Genomic DNA, 17,548 nt, shown 5'->3' on the forward strand with positions numbered 1-17,548 from the left:
GTTCGAATGCCGGTTTCACACTTTGAGGTCTGCTGCGATGCGTTTTTGGCTGCGACGCCGACGCTCAAACCAAAGGTAGACGACCGGGGTGGTGTACAACGTCAGGATCTGCGAGACCGCCAGGCCACCGACGATGGCGATGCCCAGTGGCTGGCGCAGCTCCGAGCCGGCGCCGTGGCCGAACGCCAATGGCACCGCACCGAGCAACGCCGCCAGTGACGTCATCAGGATCGGCCGCAGCCGCAACAGGCAGCCTTCACGCACGGCGTCTCTGGCGGACAGGCCACGTTGCTGGGCCGACAGCGTGAAGTCAACGATCATGATCGCGTTCTTCTTGACGATACCAATCAGCAGAATAATGCCGATCATCCCAAGTACCGACAGGTCCTGTCCACACAGCATCAGTGCCAGCAGCGCACCGAACCCGGCGGACGGCAGGGTCGAGATGATCGTCAACGGGTGAATCGCGTTCTCGTAGAGCACGCCCAGTACGATGTAGACGGTCAGAATCGCCGCCAGAATCAGCCAGGGCTGGGATTTCAGCGAATCCTGGAACGCCTGGGCAGTGCCCTGAAAACTGCCGACGACCGAGTCGGGCATTGCCACCGCTAAAGACGCTTGGTTGATAGAGTTGACCGCATCGCTCAAGGCTTGGCCGGGCGCGAGGTCAAACGACAGGGTAATGGCCGGAAACACCCCTTGGTGGTTGATGATGATCGGCACCTGCTCGGTCTTGATGCTCGCCAACAGATTCAGTGGCACCAAGGTTCCCGAGCTTGCGCGTACGTACAAATGTTCCAGCGTGGTGGTGGACGTCTGCCAGTGCGGGTCCAGCTCGAGAACCACGTGGTTCTGGTCGAGTTGGGTGAACATCGTCGCCACCTGACGCTGCCCAAACGCGTCGTACAGCACGTCGTCGATGGCCTGCACCGTCACACCCAGACGCGCCGCCGTGGCACGGTCGATCACCAGCGTCGCCTGAGCAATTGCCTGCTGCTGATCAGAGGTCACGTGTTGCAGTTGCGGCAAACTCTTGAGTTTTTCCAGCAACACCCCGCTCCAGTGATCCAGTTCGGCACTGTCCGGGTCCTGAAGGGTGTACTGATACTGGGTTTTACTGGCGCGGCCGCCGATCTGGATGTCCTGGTTAGCCTGCAAGTAGACCTTGACCCCGGACAACTGATCGAGGGCCGGCTGCAAACGGCTGATTACCTCGCCGGCACTGTCGGTGCGCTCGCTGAACGGCTTGAGGTTGATCATCACCTTGCCCTGGCTGACCGTCGGGTTTGGGCCAATCCAGAAATACACCTTGGCCACCGCCGGGTCATGACCGATGACTTCGGCGACACGATTGACCTGCTCACGCATGGCCAACGGCGAGATATCGGCAGCGGCTTCGGCGACACCCTGGATCAGGCCGTTGTCCTGCTGCGGGAAGAAGCCTTTGGGAATGCTCACGTACAACACCGCTGTCGCCAGCAATGTGGCCAGTGCCACGCCGAGGGTCAGACGCTGATGGTCGAGTACCCAGTCGAGGCTGCGGCGATAGCCATTGTGCAGGCCAGTGAACGTCCGCTCGCAGGCCTGGGCGAAACGCCCCTCCTCGCTCTCGGCATGGGGTTTGAGCAACCAGGCACAGAGCATCGGCGTGATCGTTAACGAGACGATGCAGGACATGATAATCGCCACGCTGACCGTAACCGCGAACTCGCGCATCAAGCGCCCGACGATCCCCGACATCAACAGGATCGGCAAGAACACTGCGATCAACGACACCGTCATCGAGACAATGGTGAACGCCACTTCGCGCAAGCCATCGACCGCCGATTGCAGGCGTGACTTGCCCATCTCCAGATGGCGCACGATGTTTTCCATCACCACGATGGCATCGTCCACCACGAAGCCGACCGCAATGGCCAGCCCCATGATCGACAGGTTGTCGAGGCTGTAGCCCAGCCAGTACATCACGCCGAAGGTCGACACCAGCGACAGCGGAATGGTAAGGCTGGGGATCAGCGTGGCAGTGGCCTTGCGCAGGAACACGAAGATCACCACGACCACCAGGGCAATCGACAGCAGCAAGGTGAATTGCATGTCGTTGACCGAGGCTTCGATGGTCTGGGTGCGGTCGCCCACCACCTGGACCTGCACGTCGCGAGGCAGGGACGCAGTCAGTTCGGGCAGCTTGGCCTTGATCGTGGCGATGGTCGACAGCAGGTTGAAACCCGGCTGTTTGTGAATGTCGACAATCACCGTCGGCTCACCACCCAACTGCGCCGCTTGCTGGGTATCTTCGGCGCCGGCGATTACCCGTCCAAGGTCGCCGAGTTTGATTGGCATACCGTTTTTATAGGCAATCACCTGATCCCGGTAGTTCTGCGGATCGAGCATCTGGTCAGTCGCACCGAGCGTGACGGAGCGGGTCTGCCCGTCAAGGGTGCCCTTGGGCTGATCCACGGTACTGACGCCGATCACGCTGCGCACGTCTTCCAGACTCAGGCCCCGTGCGGCCAGCGCATCCGGGTCGATCTGAATACGCACCGCCGGTTTTTGTTCCCCATGGAAATCCACCAGGCCGACGCCAGGCATCTGCGACAAACGCTGAGCAATGTAGTTGTCTGCGTAACGGTCGAGTTCCGGCAGCGTGCGCGTCGGCGACGTCACGGCCAGCGACAACACCGTACCTTCCGCCGGGTTGACCTTGTTGAAGGTCGGCGTACTCGTCATGGTCTTCGGCAAGTTCGGGGTCGCGGTGTTGATCGCGGTCTGCACATCTTGGGCGGCGCCGTCGATGTTCCGTGACAGGTCGAATTGCAACACAATCTGAGTCTTGCCGGCCGCGCTCGATGAGGTCATCGAGGTGACTTGCGGAACAGCGGCGAACGCTCTTTCCAGTGGCGTCGCCACTGACGACGCCATGGTCTCGGCGCTGGCCCCGGAGAGTTTGGCGGTGACCTGAATGGTCGGAAAATCAACTGTGGGCAATGGTGCCACCGGCAACTGGAAGTACGCGAAAGCGCCCAGTAGCATGATCCCAAGCGCTAACAGACTCAGGCCAACGCGTCGTTGAATCAGTCCGGCGAGCCCGTTCATCGTGCGCTCTCCACGGGCGTAGCGGACACCAGCGTAGCGGCTTCCTCAGCCTTGATCGGCGCGACTTTTACGCCCGGCGCGATGCGTGACTGGCCCTGCACTACCACCGATTCTCCGGCGGCCAGACCCTGACGAATCCACTGTTTGCCATCGACCACGCTGGCCGCATCGACCTGACGCGGCTGCACCCGTTGGTCAGCGCCCACCACATAGACAAAATTGCCCTGACGGCCAAACTGCACGGCATTGGCCGGCACCACCGTGACGTCCTGCCGGGTGTTGACCAGTACGCGAGCGCTGACCAATTCGCCGGGCCACAATGGGTTGGTACTGTTGTCGAACTCGGCCTTCAACTGGATCTGACCGCTGGCCGCAGCGACCTGGCTGTCAATGAAACTCAAACGGCCGCGAGCGATTTCCTGATGGCCGTCGCGGGTCATGGCGACCACTTGCAAGGCGCCCTTGGCGTTTTCTTCAAGGATCTGCGGGAGTTCATCCTGGGAGACGGCGAAGGCCACCGAGATCGGGTTCATCTGGGTAATGGTCACCAGGCCCGTGGCTTCCGCACCATGGGCGATGGCGCCGACGTCCAGCAAGCGCTGGCCGGTACGCCCGGTCAGCGGTGCCTTGACCTGAGTGAACTCCAGTTGCAGGCGCGCGGTGTCCAATGCCGCCTGATCAGCCTGCACCGTGGCCTGTTGTGCCGCCAGTTCTGCGCGATAGGTGTCGACATCCTGGGTCGGCCCGGCCTTGGCGGCCGCCAGTTTGCTGGCCCGGTCCAGGCTCACCCGCAGGTTGGTCAGTTGCGCCTGATCCTTGGCCACCAACGCTTGCGCCTGAGCCACCTGAGCCTGGTAAATCCGTGGATCGATCACCGCCAGCAGGCTACCGGCGTTTACCGTCTGGCCTTCCTTGAACAGGACTTTCTGCAACTCGCCATCCACCCGAACCCGCACATTGACGCTGTTGAGCGGCTGGACATTGCCAATTGCGCTGAGCCAGATCGGCAGGTCCTGCCGGCTCACCTGTGTCAGTTGCACCGGCACAGCGGTTGCCTCGGTTTTGGCGGGTGCTGCCTGAGCCCGTTTGACCCACTGAAATCCACCGAAGCCGGCGCCCAACAGGAGAATCAGTAGCGCCCAGGTGAGTGCTCGATGACGAGGGTTCGCGACGCGTTGCTTGGCATTCATGGGTGTGAGGCCTGAGAAGGAGAAAGGAAAGCGATGGCGTCGGGCGTGAAATCGCCACCCAGTGCCCGAAACAAACCGACGGCGGCCTGCAGGTGTTGCAGGCGCACCTGCAACAGCGTGTCTTCGGCCTGATACTGGGTGCGCTCGACAATCAGCAAGGTCTGAAAGTCGGTGGAACCCAGTCGATAACGCACCTGCGCCAACCTGGCGGCCTCGCGGGCGGAGTCCACCGCGGCCTGATTCAGGGCATAGCTTTTATCCAGTTCGCGGGTGGCGCTCAGTTGGGTTTCGACGTCTTGCAGTGCCTCGATCACTGACTCGCGGTAGCTGGCGGTCAGTTCCTGTGCGTGGGCCTGGTCGAAATGCAATTGGCCGTTGAGCTGGCCGCCGGTGAACACCGGTTGGGCCAAGGTGCCGATGGCGCTCCAGATACTGCCGCCGGCAAGGGTGTCGATGCCGCCAATCAGGTCCAACGACAGATTCGGCAAGAACGCCGCACGGGCTACACCCACGTCGAAGTTGGCCGAAACCAGTCGTGCTTCAGCCGCTTGCACGTCGGGCCGCTGGCGCAGCAGGCCGATGGGTAAGCCAGCGGACGGACGCGGCACCTGCAAACCGTCAAGACCGGCGCTTTGTAAGTGGAAACCTTGCGGCGTCTCGCCCACCAGTACCGCCAATTGGTAGAGCGCCAGATCGCGTTGCTGACGCAAAGGTGGCATCGCGGCCTGGAAGGTTTGCAGAGCGTTGCGTTGCTGCGCCACTTCAAGATTGGACACGGCGCCCTGACTGGCCTGGACTTCGACCAGATCGAGTACCTGCTTGGCATCATCGGCAATCGACTGTGCGAGGCGCAGCCGTTCTTCCAGCGACAAGACCTGGAAGTAGCTGTCGGCGATGCTCGCCCCCAGGCTCATGCGCAGGGTTTGGGCGTCGAACACGCTGGCACTGGCCGACGCGTCGGCAGAGTCGGCGGCAGCGCGCTGTTTGCCCCAGAAGTCCAGCTCGTAAGTGGCCTCGGCAAACACACTGCTTTTTTTCGTGGTGCCGTAATTGTTCTGACGCTGGACATTGCCGCCCAGCGCCAATGTCGGATATTGCCCGGCGCCGACGACCTGCGCTGAAGCGCGTGCCTCTTCGATGCGGCTGGCCGCGGCTTTAAGGGTGTAGTTGGCCGAGAGGCCGCGGGCGATCAGGTCATTCAGTTCAGCGCTGTGGAATTCGCTCCACCACTGCCCCCCTCGTGCGGCGGACGTTTGCTCGGCGCCATTCCAGTTTGCCGCCAGCGGCAACGCCGGTTGATGGTAAGCGGGCACCATCGAACAGCCACCGAGCATCAAGACGCCCAGCAGCACTGATATTGATAAAAAGTTACGCCTCGGTGAGGTTGCAACTGACATTGGCACGCGATCTCCGGCTGAACCGTTTGTGGAGCACGTCCACGAATGAGCCGAAGATAGCCAGCAGCGCCTAGCAGAGCGTTCGCCTGTAGGTAAACTTTTGTTTAATCAGGCTCGCGACTGCCCTGAAAGCTGTAACCCGCACCCGGAATGGTCTTGATCAGCGAGTACTCGAAACCTTCATCAAGTTTGCGCCGCAGCCGATGGATATGTTTGTCGATGACATTGTCGTTGGGGTCGAAAGCGTAATCCCAGGCGCTGTCGAGCAGCATGTCGCGCGTGACCACCTGGCCGCTGTGGCGCATGAGTTTTTCCAACAGCAACGCTTCGCGCTGTTGCAAGACAATGCTGCGGCCCTGACGCAGCGCCGTACGCGTTGCACAGTCGAGTTCGAGTTCGCCGACCTCCAGCTTGCGCCCAGTAACGCTTGGTTGATCGGCGCCGCGCAACAGGGCGTCGAGACGTGCCAGCACCTCGGCGAAGGCATAGGGTTTTGCCAGGTAATCGTCACAACCGGCTTGCAAGCCTTCGACCTTTTGCGCAGTGGTCGACTGAGCACTGAGCATCAGCACCGGAATACGCAAGTCGCGACTGCGTATCGCCCGAACCAGCGCGATACCGTCGAGCCCCGGCAGGCGCCGGTCAACTATCAACGCGTCATGAATCCCTTCCAGCGCCATGGCCAGTCCATCGTTGCCATCTTCGGCGACATCCACCACATGCCCGCTCTCCGTCAGCCCACGCAACAGGTAGGTAGCGGTCTGGGCATCGTCTTCAACGACTAGAATGCGCAAGGAGCTTTCTCTCTTAACAGGAACCTAAACTTTTATTTATCCGGCGGCGACGTTGGCGCCTGCCTGGATTTGACACACTATGCCATCTCTCACTCGTTCAAGTGGCCGGTTCAACTCCCATGACCCACGTTCTGGTCGTCGAAGACGACAACTCCACCGCTCGCGAAATTGAAGCAGCCCTGCAGGACCACGGGTTTACGGTCACCTGCGTGAACAACGGCCGCGACGGTTTGCTCAAAGCCCTCAGCGAGCCCTTCGACCTGATCGTTCTCGACCGGATGCTGCCGGGCGGCATCGATGGGCTGGGCGTATTGACCGCCTTGCGAGCGGCGAGTGTGAGCACGCCGGTGTTGATCCTCAGTGCCCTGAGTGCGCTGGATGAACGTGTTCGAGGCTTACGCGCCGGTGGCGATGACTACCTGACCAAGCCCTTCGAGTTTATCGAACTCACCGCACGGCTGGATGCCTTGAGTCGGCGTCGTGCTGAACCTGCCACCCGCGAGCCGGATAATCAGCTGCGCGTCGGCAACCTGCACGTCGACCTGTTACGGCGCAGTGTGCGCCGTGGCGATCGAACAATCGATCTGGTTCCGCGTGAATACGCGCTGCTGGAACACCTGATGCGCAACGCCGAACAGGTGGTCACACGCACCATGTTGTTTGAAGCCGTGTGGAATTACAGCTACGACGAGCGCACCAATGTCATCGAGGTGCATATCGGCCGCCTGCGTCGCAAGATCGACGCCGAAGGCGAAGCGCAGATGATCCACACCATTCGGGGGGCCGGTTATGTTCTCCGTTCACCTGAGTGAGATTCCACGCACCATCAGCTTTCGCACGGGCCTGATGTTCCTTGGGCTGTTCGGTTGCTCGTTTTTGGCGCTGTTTGGTTACATCTATTGGCAAACCGCGTTCTATCTGAAAGGCGAAGCCGATACTGCGTTGTACCGTCAGGTGGAAAGTCGCAGCCAGCAAACCAGCCAGCTGCGGGAACAGGAAATCATCAAACACGCCACTCAAGACATAGAGGGCCGCCTGCCCCACTCCCTGTTCGATGAAAACGGCCACTACATCGCCGGTGCCATCCATCAATTGCCGACGTTTCGCGCCTTCGATAAACCTGCCGAGTTCGACTGGGAGAAAGCCAACGGTCGCTCCCGTCCGGTGCGGTTTATCGTCCATAAACTGGAGGACGGCAAAACCCTGCTGGTCGCCCAGGACATGCACGATATTAGTGAGTTCGACGAACTTCTGGTCCATGCACTGATTTCCGGTGGGGTCCTGCTGCTGGTGGTCGGCCTGTTAGGTGCGATCGGATTGGGCTACTCGGCGCGGCGCCGGCTCGACAAATTAAGCGACTCGATCAAAGGCATCATCGAGGGCGACTTGAGCAGCCGCTTGCCAACGCTGGGCAACAACGATGACATCGACCGTCTCGCCCATGTTGTCAACAGCATGCTCGATGAGCTGGAACGCTTGATGAGCGAAGTCAAAGGTGTCTGCGACGACATCGCCCACGACCTGCGCACGCCCCTGACCCGGCTGATTGCGGGCCTTGAGCGCGCGCAGCGCCGAGGTCTGCGTGAGGACGAATACGCCGCCAGCATTGACTCGGCCCTGACCGAGGCCAAGGGTTTGCTGATGACGTTCCGTGCCTTGCTGCGCATTTCCGAGATTGAGGACAGCGCGCGACGCAGCCACTTTGCGCCGGTCGATCTGAACCTGATTGGCGCCGATGCCACCGAGCTCTATGAACCGCTGGCCGAGGAGCGCGGCATCAGCCTGGCGTTCCATGCCAGCGCGCAATCAGCGCTGATCGCAGGCGATGCCCAATTGCTGTTCGATGCCTGCTGTAATCTGCTGGATAACGCGATCAAATTCTCCCCCGACCATAGCAGCGTCAGTCTTAGCGTCATTACTGACGCAACAGGCGTCGGTATTCGGGTGACCGATAACGGCCCCGGCATTCCGGAAGCTGAGCGCGAGGCGGTATTTCGCCGGCTCTACCGTTCAGAGTTGAGCCGTCACACACCCGGCAATGGATTGGGCTTGAGCATGGTGTCGGCCGTGGCGCGGTTGCACGACATGAAACTGGCGGTTTACGACGCAGCGCCAGGTTGCCAGATCGATCTGCTGGGAAAACCGCCCCACGAAGTAACTTGAAACAATAACGCCTGAGCGGCACTTGCTGCCTCCCCGACGACCACGCTCGTGGCCCTGTCCGAGGCGGCTTCCATTGTTGGCCATGCACTTGAAATTAAATAATTAGCCTTGGTTAAGGGAAGGTTAAGAGGCCCGGCGATATTTTCACATTCGTTTCACCTATACCCCCCTAAATTGATCGTCCCAAATCGATCTTTCAACGCTAGCGTTTCTCGTAACTGTCTACGCTGCCTGCTTGAACAGTATCGAAACTCTTCGTCCCAATACGACTTACAGGTGCATGGCGTGGTTAATTCTGTATTGCCCAAAGACTCGCCTAAACGAGCGATCAAAAAACGCTTTCTGAAAGTGACGCTAGCGGCGTCGGCAGTGTTAGTGGCCGCCCTGGTGACGGGGTTCACCTTGTGGCCCCGCTCTCCCGCAATGCTGGCGGAAAGTGATCACATGGCAACGGCTGGCGTATTTCAACGCTGGCAGGCAGGTGATGTGGTGGTGCTGGTTCGACATGCCGAACGTTGCGATCAGTCGAAAAATCCGTGCCTGGGCCCAGCCGATGGCATTACCCAGGTAGGCAGCGCGGCATCGACAGACGTTGGCAAGGGGTTCAACGCTCTGGGCATGGACCACGCGGATGTGTTCAGCAGTCCGGCGACCCGCACGATGCAAACCGCGCAGTACATGTTTGGCAAAGAGGCGTCGCGTCAGGAATGGCTGGCCCAATGCGGCAAGACCATGCGTGACGATGTCGTCGCACACAAAACGGCGCATCGCAATCTGGTCCTGGTCACGCACAGTGGCTGCATCAGTGACTTTGAGAAACAAACCGGCTTCAAGCATGCTCCTACCAGTCAGTACACCAGCGCCCTGTTCGTCTCGGTGACTGCTGACGGGCAGCTGAAAGTGCTTGGCATTGTGAACTCCCAGGACTGGCCAACCGTGCTGGATAAACGATTCGCCAGCAAATAGTGCTTCTGGTCGGTACACGCCGGCGCTGTCAACGAACTCAAAAAAGTCGCCATTACGACAGTTCGTCAGCGCTGGCGTGCATTTGAAACAAGTTGAACAACTTTATTTTCTAATGTCATGCGTCGACTTTTTTCTTTTGCCGAATAATACGGCCGGCTCGTCACAGCGATGTCTGCGCCTCTGCACGCGTCTTTGTTGAAGAAGGCCGGTGCAGCACCGAACGTCATAACCAAAACACCCAAAACCGAGCAACGTCTTCCGGTATCAAGGCCGTCCCATGAAGCGAAAAACAATACTCGTCACGCATCACTTTACTGATTGCTCACGCAGCGATCCGAACCGTCGCATGAAGTTGCAGGGAGCACGAGTCAAATGATCAAACGCTGGGCTTTACCCTGCCTGTTGTTGGCCTTCGGCCTGTTCTACCTGTTGCCGATGATGGCCCACGGGTTGTGGATTCCTGACGAACCCCGCTACGCGCAGATCAGCCAGGAGATGTTGCTGAGCGGTGACTGGGTGTCTCCGCACTTCATGGGCTTTCGCTACTTCGAGAAGCCCATTGCCGGTTACTGGATGATTGCCATCGGTCAGGCGATCTTTGGCGAAAACCTGTTTGGCGTGCGTATTGCCTCGGCAGTCAGCACCGGGCTGAGTGTGTGGCTGGCTTATTTGATCGCCCGTCGCCTGTGGAATGATCCGCGCAAAAGTTTCGCTGCCGCCCTTCTTTACATGAGCTTCGGCCTGATCGCCGGCCAGGCTGGCTACTCCAACCTTGATCCGCAGTTCACCTTCTGGGTCAACCTGAGCCTGGTTGCCCTGTGGTTTGCCCTGGATAACAAAACCCCACGTAGCAAACTCGGTGCCTGGGCCCTGCTCGGCTTCGCCTGTGGGATGGGCTTCCTGACCAAGGGCTTCCTTGCCTGGCTGTTACCGGTGTTGATCGCACTGCCTTATATGATCTGGCAAAAGCGCTTTGGCGAATTGCTGCGCTATGGCCCGGTAGCGATGGTCGTCGCCATCGTCGTCAGCCTGCCATGGGTACTGGCGATCCATAGCCAGGAACCCGACTTCTGGCGTTTCTTCTTCTGGCACGAGCACATTCGCCGGTTCGCCGCCGAAGATGCCCAGCACACCCGGCCGTGGTGGTTCTTCCTGCCGATCATGGTGGTTTCGAGCCTGCCTTGGGCGGCCCTGTTGCCGTCGACACTGGTTCAAGCCTGGAAAAACAAGACTCAGAACACCACCGGCTTTCTGCTGCTGTGGATGCTCTTGCCGCTGGTGTTTTTCAGCATGAGCAAAGGCAAGCTGCCGACCTACATCATGCCGTGCCTGCTGCCGCTGGCCTTGCTGATGGCCAATACGCTGATCGATCTGGTGAGCGAGGCCCGTGGCCGGTCGATTCGCATCAATGGTTTGCTCAACGCGGCGATCGCGACGATCGCCCTGATTGTCCTGATCTACCTGCAGATAACCCGGCAGATCTTCGAAAACACCGAAATGTTCCCTATGTCGCTGGGCTTCATCGTGCTGGCCGGCTGGATCATCGCCAACGCCCTGCAAGCCCTTCGACCGCTGGTCTATTGGGCCACGCCGGCGCTGGGCATCTGGCTGCTGGTTGCATTGTTGCCATCCGCCATGCCCGCGACAATCGTCAACAGCAAAATGCCTGACCAGTTCATTGCCGAGCATGTTCAGGAATTGAGCGAGACCACTTCGCTGCTGAGTAACGATTTGGGTGCGGCCTCGGCATTGTCCTGGCGCCTGAAACGTCCGCAGGTTGACCTGTACAACACCGTTGGTGAATTGCAGTACGGCGCCGCTTACCCTGAGGCGGAACACCGCAAAATTGATATGAACGGTGTCCAGCAGTGGATGACCGAAGCCCGTAAAAAGGGTTCGGTGGGTGTCGTCATGCGGGTAAAAAACGCTCTGGAAGAGCAGGAAGTCTTGCTGCTGCCGATCGATGGCAAGCACTACAAGCGGGGCGAACTGGAGATCCTGGTTTTCCCGAAACTACCCTGAAGATTCCTGATGCGCCGCTTTACCGGGGGACGATATACAGATCGTCACCCGGCAAGTAGATGATCTGCATTTTCTGACCCCGGCGCGCAGCTCGCGGCGTTCAAAGGCACGGAGCAATCCTGCGGCTGGCGGTCAAAACCTAGGGAAAACACCACATGAAGTCGCGGGAAACGGAAACACGCGCGCTGCTGATCCTGCTTGGGGTTTCAGCGCTTCTCCTGTTATTGGGGCTGGGCACACGGGAACTCTGGGGCCCGGAAACCCGTTGGGCGAACATCGCGTTGCAGATGCTGCAAACCGATAACTACTTTGATCCGTACCTCATGGGCGGCTCCTATTACGACAAGCCACTGCCCTCCTACTGGTTGATTACCGCCACCACTTGGTTCACAGGCGGCCTTGGCCACTGGTCCTTGCGCCTGACTTCGGTGATTTCAGCCTGGCTGAGCGTCTGGCTGGTTTACCTGATCGGCGAACAGCTGTTTCGCAAAGGCACCGGGCTGATCGCTGGCTGGATGCTGGCAACCACCTTCTATTTCGTCTTTTGGGCTCGGGTCGCGACGGCTGATATTCTGACCGTGTGCGGCGTGCTGGCGGCGGTCTGGTGGTATTTGCGCGGACCGGACGACACACGACTCGGCCGCTACTGCGTGTTCTTCCTGCTGCTGTCCGTGACATCTCTGTTCAAAGGCTTGATCGGCTTCATCTTGCCGGGGCTGGTGCTGCTGCCGCATCTGCTGCAGGAAGGCCGCTGGAAACGTCACCTCAACCTGCGCCTGTGCGTCGCCCTGCTGGTTGCCGGCCTGGTCTACGCGATACCGTTCATGTTGTCGAATATCTACGGCGCACCCACCTCCGGCCAGAGTGGTCTGGGACTGGTGTTCCGGGAAAACGTGGTGCGTTTTTTCCAGCCGTTCGACCAGTTCGGGCCGATTTACACCTACCTGATTTACTTGCCGGTTTATACCTTGCCGTGGGCACCGTTCTGGGTGCTTGGACTGTGGGTCGCGGCTCGCAACTGGCGCACGCTCGAGCCCAATACCCGCTGGCTGATCTGGGGCCTGGGCTTGCTGTTCCTGTTCTTCACTGCCAGTGGTAGCCGACGCAGTTATTACGTCTTGCCGCTGGTGCCGTTTGCGCAACTGCTGGCAGCCTGGTGGGTCACCCGGCGCATGGAACAACGGCGTGCTGCCGGCAAAGTCGAAGGCCGTGGGTGGAAAATCGGCTTTGGCGTCACGACGGTTTTGCTGTTGCTGATCCTCGGGATTGTTGCGCCGTGGAGCAACGGTGGTGGCGGCGTCGTGCAGTTTGGCAAGGACGTCAAGGCTCAGGCCAGCCTGATTGCGCCGTGGAATCAATGGCGGATGGTGATGGTCGAAGTCGACAACAAAGTCCCGATGTACCTGCAAAACGACGGCGCACCTTTCTACTACGTGCCCGAAAACAAGGACTTTCCTCGCGAAGGCACCAGCGCACAGTTCATGGCATGGCTGGAAAAGACCAGCGGCCAGCAGTGGAACCCGCAGCGCACCATCATTGTGGCGCAATACAAACGTGGCGATCAGCTGCCGTTGAACTACCTGACTGTCGACCATCAGCCCGTCGTCACGCAGCCAGACAACGGTGAGCGGCTGCTGCATCCGCGCTCGGACGCCAGCGTCGCCTTCATCCCCAACGCCCCTGCCCAATGAAAAAGGCTCGAGAGGCCCACTGGGCCTCTCGAGCCTTTCCAGCAACACTCACGTGAAATCAGTGAGCCTCGTCGACGATATCGTTTGAATTCAAACAGCTCTGTCCTTCAAACTCCCCCCTGAGCACCTCAATCTAAATACAAACGACATTGATTAAAAATTTATTTGACGTTTTTTTCACATATCCCGCACTAAATTGCCGGCGCACGAAAAGCATGCGAATGATTCGTATTGTTTTGAGCAAGCTGCAGGGATCGCGGGAACTGATTGACAGGCTTGCCCACCTGATTCTTAAAAAACTGCAGGAGCTGCTAACAAAATGAATCCTCGTCTTCCTTCGTTTCTGAAAACCGCGCTGCTCGCCACCGCTCTTATGGGTGCTGGCCATGTCTATGCTGCACCAAGCACTGAAGGCATCGTCGTCTACAACGCTCAGCATGAGACCCTGACCAAGGCCTGGGTCGAAGGTTTTACCCATGAAACAGGGATCAAGGTCACGCTGCGCAACGGCGATGACAGCGAGATGGGCAATCAGCTCGTGCAAGAAGGTGCTGCCTCCCCGGCTGACGTATTCCTGACCGAGAACTCCCCGGCCATGGTGCTGGTGGACAACGCCGGGCTGTTTACCCCTGTTGCGCCTTCGACTCTGGAACAAATCGGCTCGGCCTATCGCCCGGCCCATGGCAAATGGGTGGGCATCGCTGCTCGTTCGACCGTGTTTGTCTACAACAAAAGCAAACTGGCCGAAGCCGATCTGCCGAAGTCTCTGATGGACCTGGCGTCCCCAAGCTGGAAAGGTCGTTGGGCCGGTTCGCCTGCCGGCGCCGATTTCCAGGCTATCGTCGCCGCCGTACTGGAAATCAAAGGCGAAGCCGCCACTCTGGAATGGCTCAAGGGCATGAAAGCCAACGCTACCGCCTACCGCGGCAACAGCGCTGTGCTCAAAGCCGTTAATGCCGGTCAGATCGAAGGCGGCGTGATCTACCACTACTACAGCTTCGTCGATCAGAGCAAAACCGGCGAAAACAGCAAGAACACCTCGCTGCACTACTTCAAGCACAAAGATCCGGGCGCGTTTGTCAGCCTCTCCGGTGGCGCAGTTCTGGCGTCCAGCAAACACCAGGAAGAAGCGCAGGCGTTCCTGAAGTGGATCACCGGCAAAGAAGGTCAGGCCATTCTGAAAAACGGCAACTCGTTTGAATACGCCGTAGGCCAGAATGCCGAGTCGAACCCGAAACTGGTGCCGCTGGCGCAACTTGACGCGCCTGCCGTCGACGCCTCCAAACTCAACAGCAAAAAAGCTGTCGCGCTGATGACTCAGGCGGGGTTGTTGTAATCCGATGTCCAAGCCAGTCACGTTGCCAGAAGCTGCTGAAGTAGCCGGGGTCGCCCTTGCGGTGACTCTGGCCAGCCCACGTCCACACTCTCGCCGCGCTCGCGGAGGGCGAGGCGGCACGTGGGTGATCGCAATCTCCATTCTGGTGTCGTTGCTGGCGCTGCTGCCGCTGGCGTTCATCATCGGCATTTCCATCAAGACCGGCTGGGCGACGATCGCCGAGCTGGTCTTGCGGCCTCGAGTCGCCGAACTTTTGATCAACACCGTGTTGCTGGTGGTGATCACGATTCCTTTATGTATCGCGCTGGGCGTGGCACTCGCCTGGTTGACCGAACGCACCGACCTGCCGGGCCGCCGCCTCTGGTCGGTGCTGGCAACGGCACCGATTGCGGTGCCGGCCTTTGTGCACAGTTATGCCTGGGTCAGCCTGGTACCACCGATTCACGGGTTGTTTGCCGGGGTACTGGTTTCGGTTATCGCCTACTTCCCGTTCCTCTATCTGCCCGTCGCCGCCACTCTGCGACGCCTTGACCCGGCGATTGAAGATGTTTCCGAATCGTTGGGCCTGAAGCCTTGGGCAGTATTTTTCCGGGTTGTGCTGCCGCAACTGCGCCTGGCTATCTGCGGCGGTGCCTTGCTGGTCGGGCTGCACTTGCTGGCTGAATACGGCCTGTACGCGATGATTCGCTTCGACACCTTCACCACGGCGATCTTCGACCAGTTCCAGTCGTCCTTCAACGGTCCGGCGGCGAACATGCTGGCCGGGGTTCTGGCGCTGTGCTGCCTGCTGATGTTGACCGCCGAATCCGCCTCCCGTGGCCACGCCCGTTACGCACGCGTCGGTTCCGGCAGCGCGCGCCTGCAACGTACCCAGCGGCTGACACGCAACACCAAAGCCGCAACACTGTTGTTGCCGATCATCACGAGCGTGCTGGCACTCGGTGTGCCGCTGATTACCCTGGCCCAATGGCTGATTGCTGGTGGCGCGGACGTCTGGCGGATGGCGGAAATTCTCCCGGCGTTGAAGCAGACCCTCGTTCTGGCCAGTGTCGGCGCAGTCATCACCACCTGCGCGGCAGTTCCGGTGGCCTGGTTGTCGATACGTTCGCCGGGGCGTCTGCATCGCATTCTGGAAAGCTGCAACTACATCACCAGTTCATTGCCGGGAATCGTCGTGGCGCTGGCACTGGTGACCGTCACCATCAGCTTTGCACGGCCGATTTACCAAACCACCATCACGGTGTTGCTGGCGTACCTGCTGATGTTCTTGCCACGCGCGCTGGTCAGTTTACGCGCCGGTATTGCCCAGGCACCGGTAGAGCTGGAGAATATCGCCCGCAGCCTGGGCCGCTCGCCGAGCAAGGCGCTCTGGCTGATCACCCTGCGCCTGGCAGCACCAGGGGCAGCCGCCGGCGCAGCGCTGGTGTTTCTGGCGATCACCAATGAACTGACCGCGACCCTGTTGCTCTCGCCGAGTGGCACTCGCACTCTGGCGACCGGTTTTTGGGCCATGACCAGCGAAATCGACTACGCCGCAGCGGCACCTTACGCGCTGATCATGATTTTGCTTTCGCTTCCGTTGACCGCGCTTCTCTATCATCAATCCAAACGCACGGCAGGCCGATGAACGCTCTCGAACTGAATTCCATCTACAAAACCTTCGGCGCCCTGCCTGCCCTGGACAACGTCAGCCTGTCGGTGCCTGCGGGCAGCCGCACGGCTATCGTCGGCCCTTCCGGCTCGGGCAAGACCACCCTGCTGCGGATGATTGCCGGGTTCGAGTTTCCCGATTCGGGCAGCATCTCGCTCAACGGCCAGACGTTGGTCGACGGTTCGACCGAAGTCCCCGCGCATCAGCGCATGATTGGTTATGTGCCGCAGGACGGTGCGTTGTTTCCGCACATGACGGTTGCCGGTAACATCGGCTTTGGACTTTCGGGTGATGCCGCTTCGAAGCAAACGCGTATCGCCGAATTGATGGACATGGTGGCGCTGGATTCACGCATGAGTCAACGTTGGCCACATGAGCTTTCTGGCGGCCAGCAACAACGGGTAGCGCTGGCCCGCGCCTTGGCGCAACGACCTCGACTGATGCTGCTGGACGAACCCTTTTCAGCGTTGGACACCGGCCTGCGGGCGTCCATGCGCAAAATGGTCGCCAAGCTTCTGTCGGACACCGGCGTGACCACCATTCTGGTTACCCACGATCAGTCCGAGGCGTTGTCATTTGCGGATCAACTGGCCGTGATGCGTCAGGGCCGGCTGGTGCAGACCGGGCAACCGATGGACCTGTACCTGCGTCCTCATGATGAAGAAACAGCGCTGTTCCTCGGTGATGCCGTGGTCATGCCTGCGTGGGTCGAAAATGGCTACGCGACCTGCGACCTGGGGCGGGTTCATGTCAGCACTACCTCACAAAACGGCGCGGCGCAGATCATGTTGCGGCCCGAGCAGTTGCAGATTTCCAGTCAGGCCGCCGAGCTGGAACAGGTGGACGGCTGCATCGGGGTGGTGACCGATCGCGACTTTGGCGGCAATACCTGTACCTTGACCGTGGAACTGAAGCTGCCCTCACCCGCTACGGATGGACAGTCAACGAGCCGTTCGTTACTGGTTCGAAGTTCCGGGGTGCATGCGCCGGCCGCTGGCACTCTGGTACACATTTCGACACTGGGTCATGCACACGTATTGACTGAGCCTGCTCGCCGCCAGGCGGTTGCGGCGCCGTAGCTTGCAGCTTGGCGCAGACTCGGGTTGAAGTAGACTGGCCGACCTCTTTACTATCGTTTTTGGCGATGCGCGGGCCAGGTGATGGCTTTCTTCGCAGCGCCTAAAAAATGGCGATAACTATCAGAAAGGTCCTTAAGTGTTGAAAAACCCTGAACATTTGCTGTAA

General features: G+C 59.7%; 12 protein-coding genes. 8 read left to right on the plus strand and 4 right to left on the minus strand.

Annotated features, from left to right (window positions below; all coding sequences use genetic code 11):
- Positions 1-15: 15 nt before the first annotated feature.
- From BLL42_RS00425 to BLL42_RS00440, 4 genes are all read right to left on the minus strand, one after another.
- Complete coding sequence (locus tag BLL42_RS00425; RefSeq protein WP_071550197.1) at positions 16-3,093, minus strand: efflux RND transporter permease subunit; 3,078 nt, start codon at positions 3,091-3,093, stop codon at positions 16-18.
- Positions 3,090-4,283: an efflux RND transporter periplasmic adaptor subunit gene (locus BLL42_RS00430; RefSeq protein WP_071550198.1), complete on the minus strand. Its 1,194-nt coding sequence runs from the start codon at positions 4,281-4,283 to the stop codon at positions 3,090-3,092. The genes BLL42_RS00425 and BLL42_RS00430 overlap by 4 nt, the downstream gene beginning before the upstream one ends.
- Positions 4,280-5,680: an efflux transporter outer membrane subunit gene (locus BLL42_RS00435; protein WP_071550199.1), complete on the minus strand. Its 1,401-nt coding sequence runs from the start codon at positions 5,678-5,680 to the stop codon at positions 4,280-4,282. The genes BLL42_RS00430 and BLL42_RS00435 overlap by 4 nt, the downstream gene beginning before the upstream one ends.
- Positions 5,681-5,784: 104 nt before the next feature.
- Positions 5,785-6,474 carry a response regulator transcription factor gene (locus tag BLL42_RS00440; protein WP_071550200.1) on the minus strand — a complete coding sequence of 230 codons (690 nt, stop codon included), beginning with the start codon at positions 6,472-6,474 and terminating at the stop codon, positions 5,785-5,787.
- Between the two features lie 119 nt (positions 6,475-6,593).
- On the opposite strand from BLL42_RS00440, the gene BLL42_RS00445 reads away from it, so the two are divergent.
- The 8 genes from BLL42_RS00445 (at position 6,594) to BLL42_RS00480 (ending at position 17,382) form a co-directional block, all read left to right on the plus strand.
- A complete protein-coding gene (locus tag BLL42_RS00445; RefSeq protein ID WP_071555657.1) occupies positions 6,594-7,286 on the plus strand; it encodes a response regulator transcription factor in 693 nt (230 codons plus the stop codon).
- Positions 7,264-8,637, plus strand: a complete 1,374-nt coding sequence (locus BLL42_RS00450; RefSeq protein WP_071550201.1) for a sensor histidine kinase — start codon at positions 7,264-7,266, stop codon at positions 8,635-8,637. Before BLL42_RS00445 ends, BLL42_RS00450 begins: the two co-directional genes overlap by 23 nt.
- Positions 8,638-8,922: 285 nt before the next feature.
- Positions 8,923-9,603, plus strand: coding sequence for a lipopolysaccharide core heptose(II)-phosphate phosphatase PmrG (pmrG, locus tag BLL42_RS00455; RefSeq protein WP_071550202.1), 681 nt, complete (start codon positions 8,923-8,925; stop codon positions 9,601-9,603).
- 372 nt (positions 9,604-9,975) lie between these two features.
- A complete protein-coding gene (gene arnT, locus BLL42_RS00460; protein WP_071550203.1) occupies positions 9,976-11,625 on the plus strand; it encodes a lipid IV(A) 4-amino-4-deoxy-L-arabinosyltransferase in 1,650 nt (549 codons plus the stop codon).
- A 155-nt stretch (positions 11,626-11,780) separates the two neighbouring features.
- On the plus strand, positions 11,781-13,316 hold the full coding sequence (locus BLL42_RS00465; protein ID WP_071550204.1) for an ArnT family glycosyltransferase: 1,536 nt from the start codon (positions 11,781-11,783) through the stop codon (positions 13,314-13,316).
- A 319-nt stretch (positions 13,317-13,635) separates the two neighbouring features.
- Positions 13,636-14,652, plus strand: a complete 1,017-nt coding sequence (locus BLL42_RS00470; protein ID WP_071550205.1) for an iron ABC transporter substrate-binding protein — start codon at positions 13,636-13,638, stop codon at positions 14,650-14,652.
- A 4-nt stretch (positions 14,653-14,656) separates the two neighbouring features.
- Positions 14,657-16,279 (plus strand): ABC transporter permease, encoded by a 1,623-nt coding sequence (locus tag BLL42_RS00475; RefSeq protein ID WP_071550206.1) that lies wholly within the window; start codon positions 14,657-14,659, stop codon positions 16,277-16,279.
- Entirely contained in the window at positions 16,276-17,382 is a 1,107-nt protein-coding gene (locus BLL42_RS00480) for an ABC transporter ATP-binding protein (RefSeq protein WP_071550207.1), read from the plus strand. The genes BLL42_RS00475 and BLL42_RS00480 overlap by 4 nt, the downstream gene beginning before the upstream one ends.
- Positions 17,383-17,548: the final 166 nt, after the last annotated feature.

Origin of the sequence: Pseudomonas frederiksbergensis, from assembly GCF_001874645.1 — a bacterium.
Taxonomy (GTDB): domain Bacteria; phylum Pseudomonadota; class Gammaproteobacteria; order Pseudomonadales; family Pseudomonadaceae; genus Aquipseudomonas; species Aquipseudomonas frederiksbergensis_B.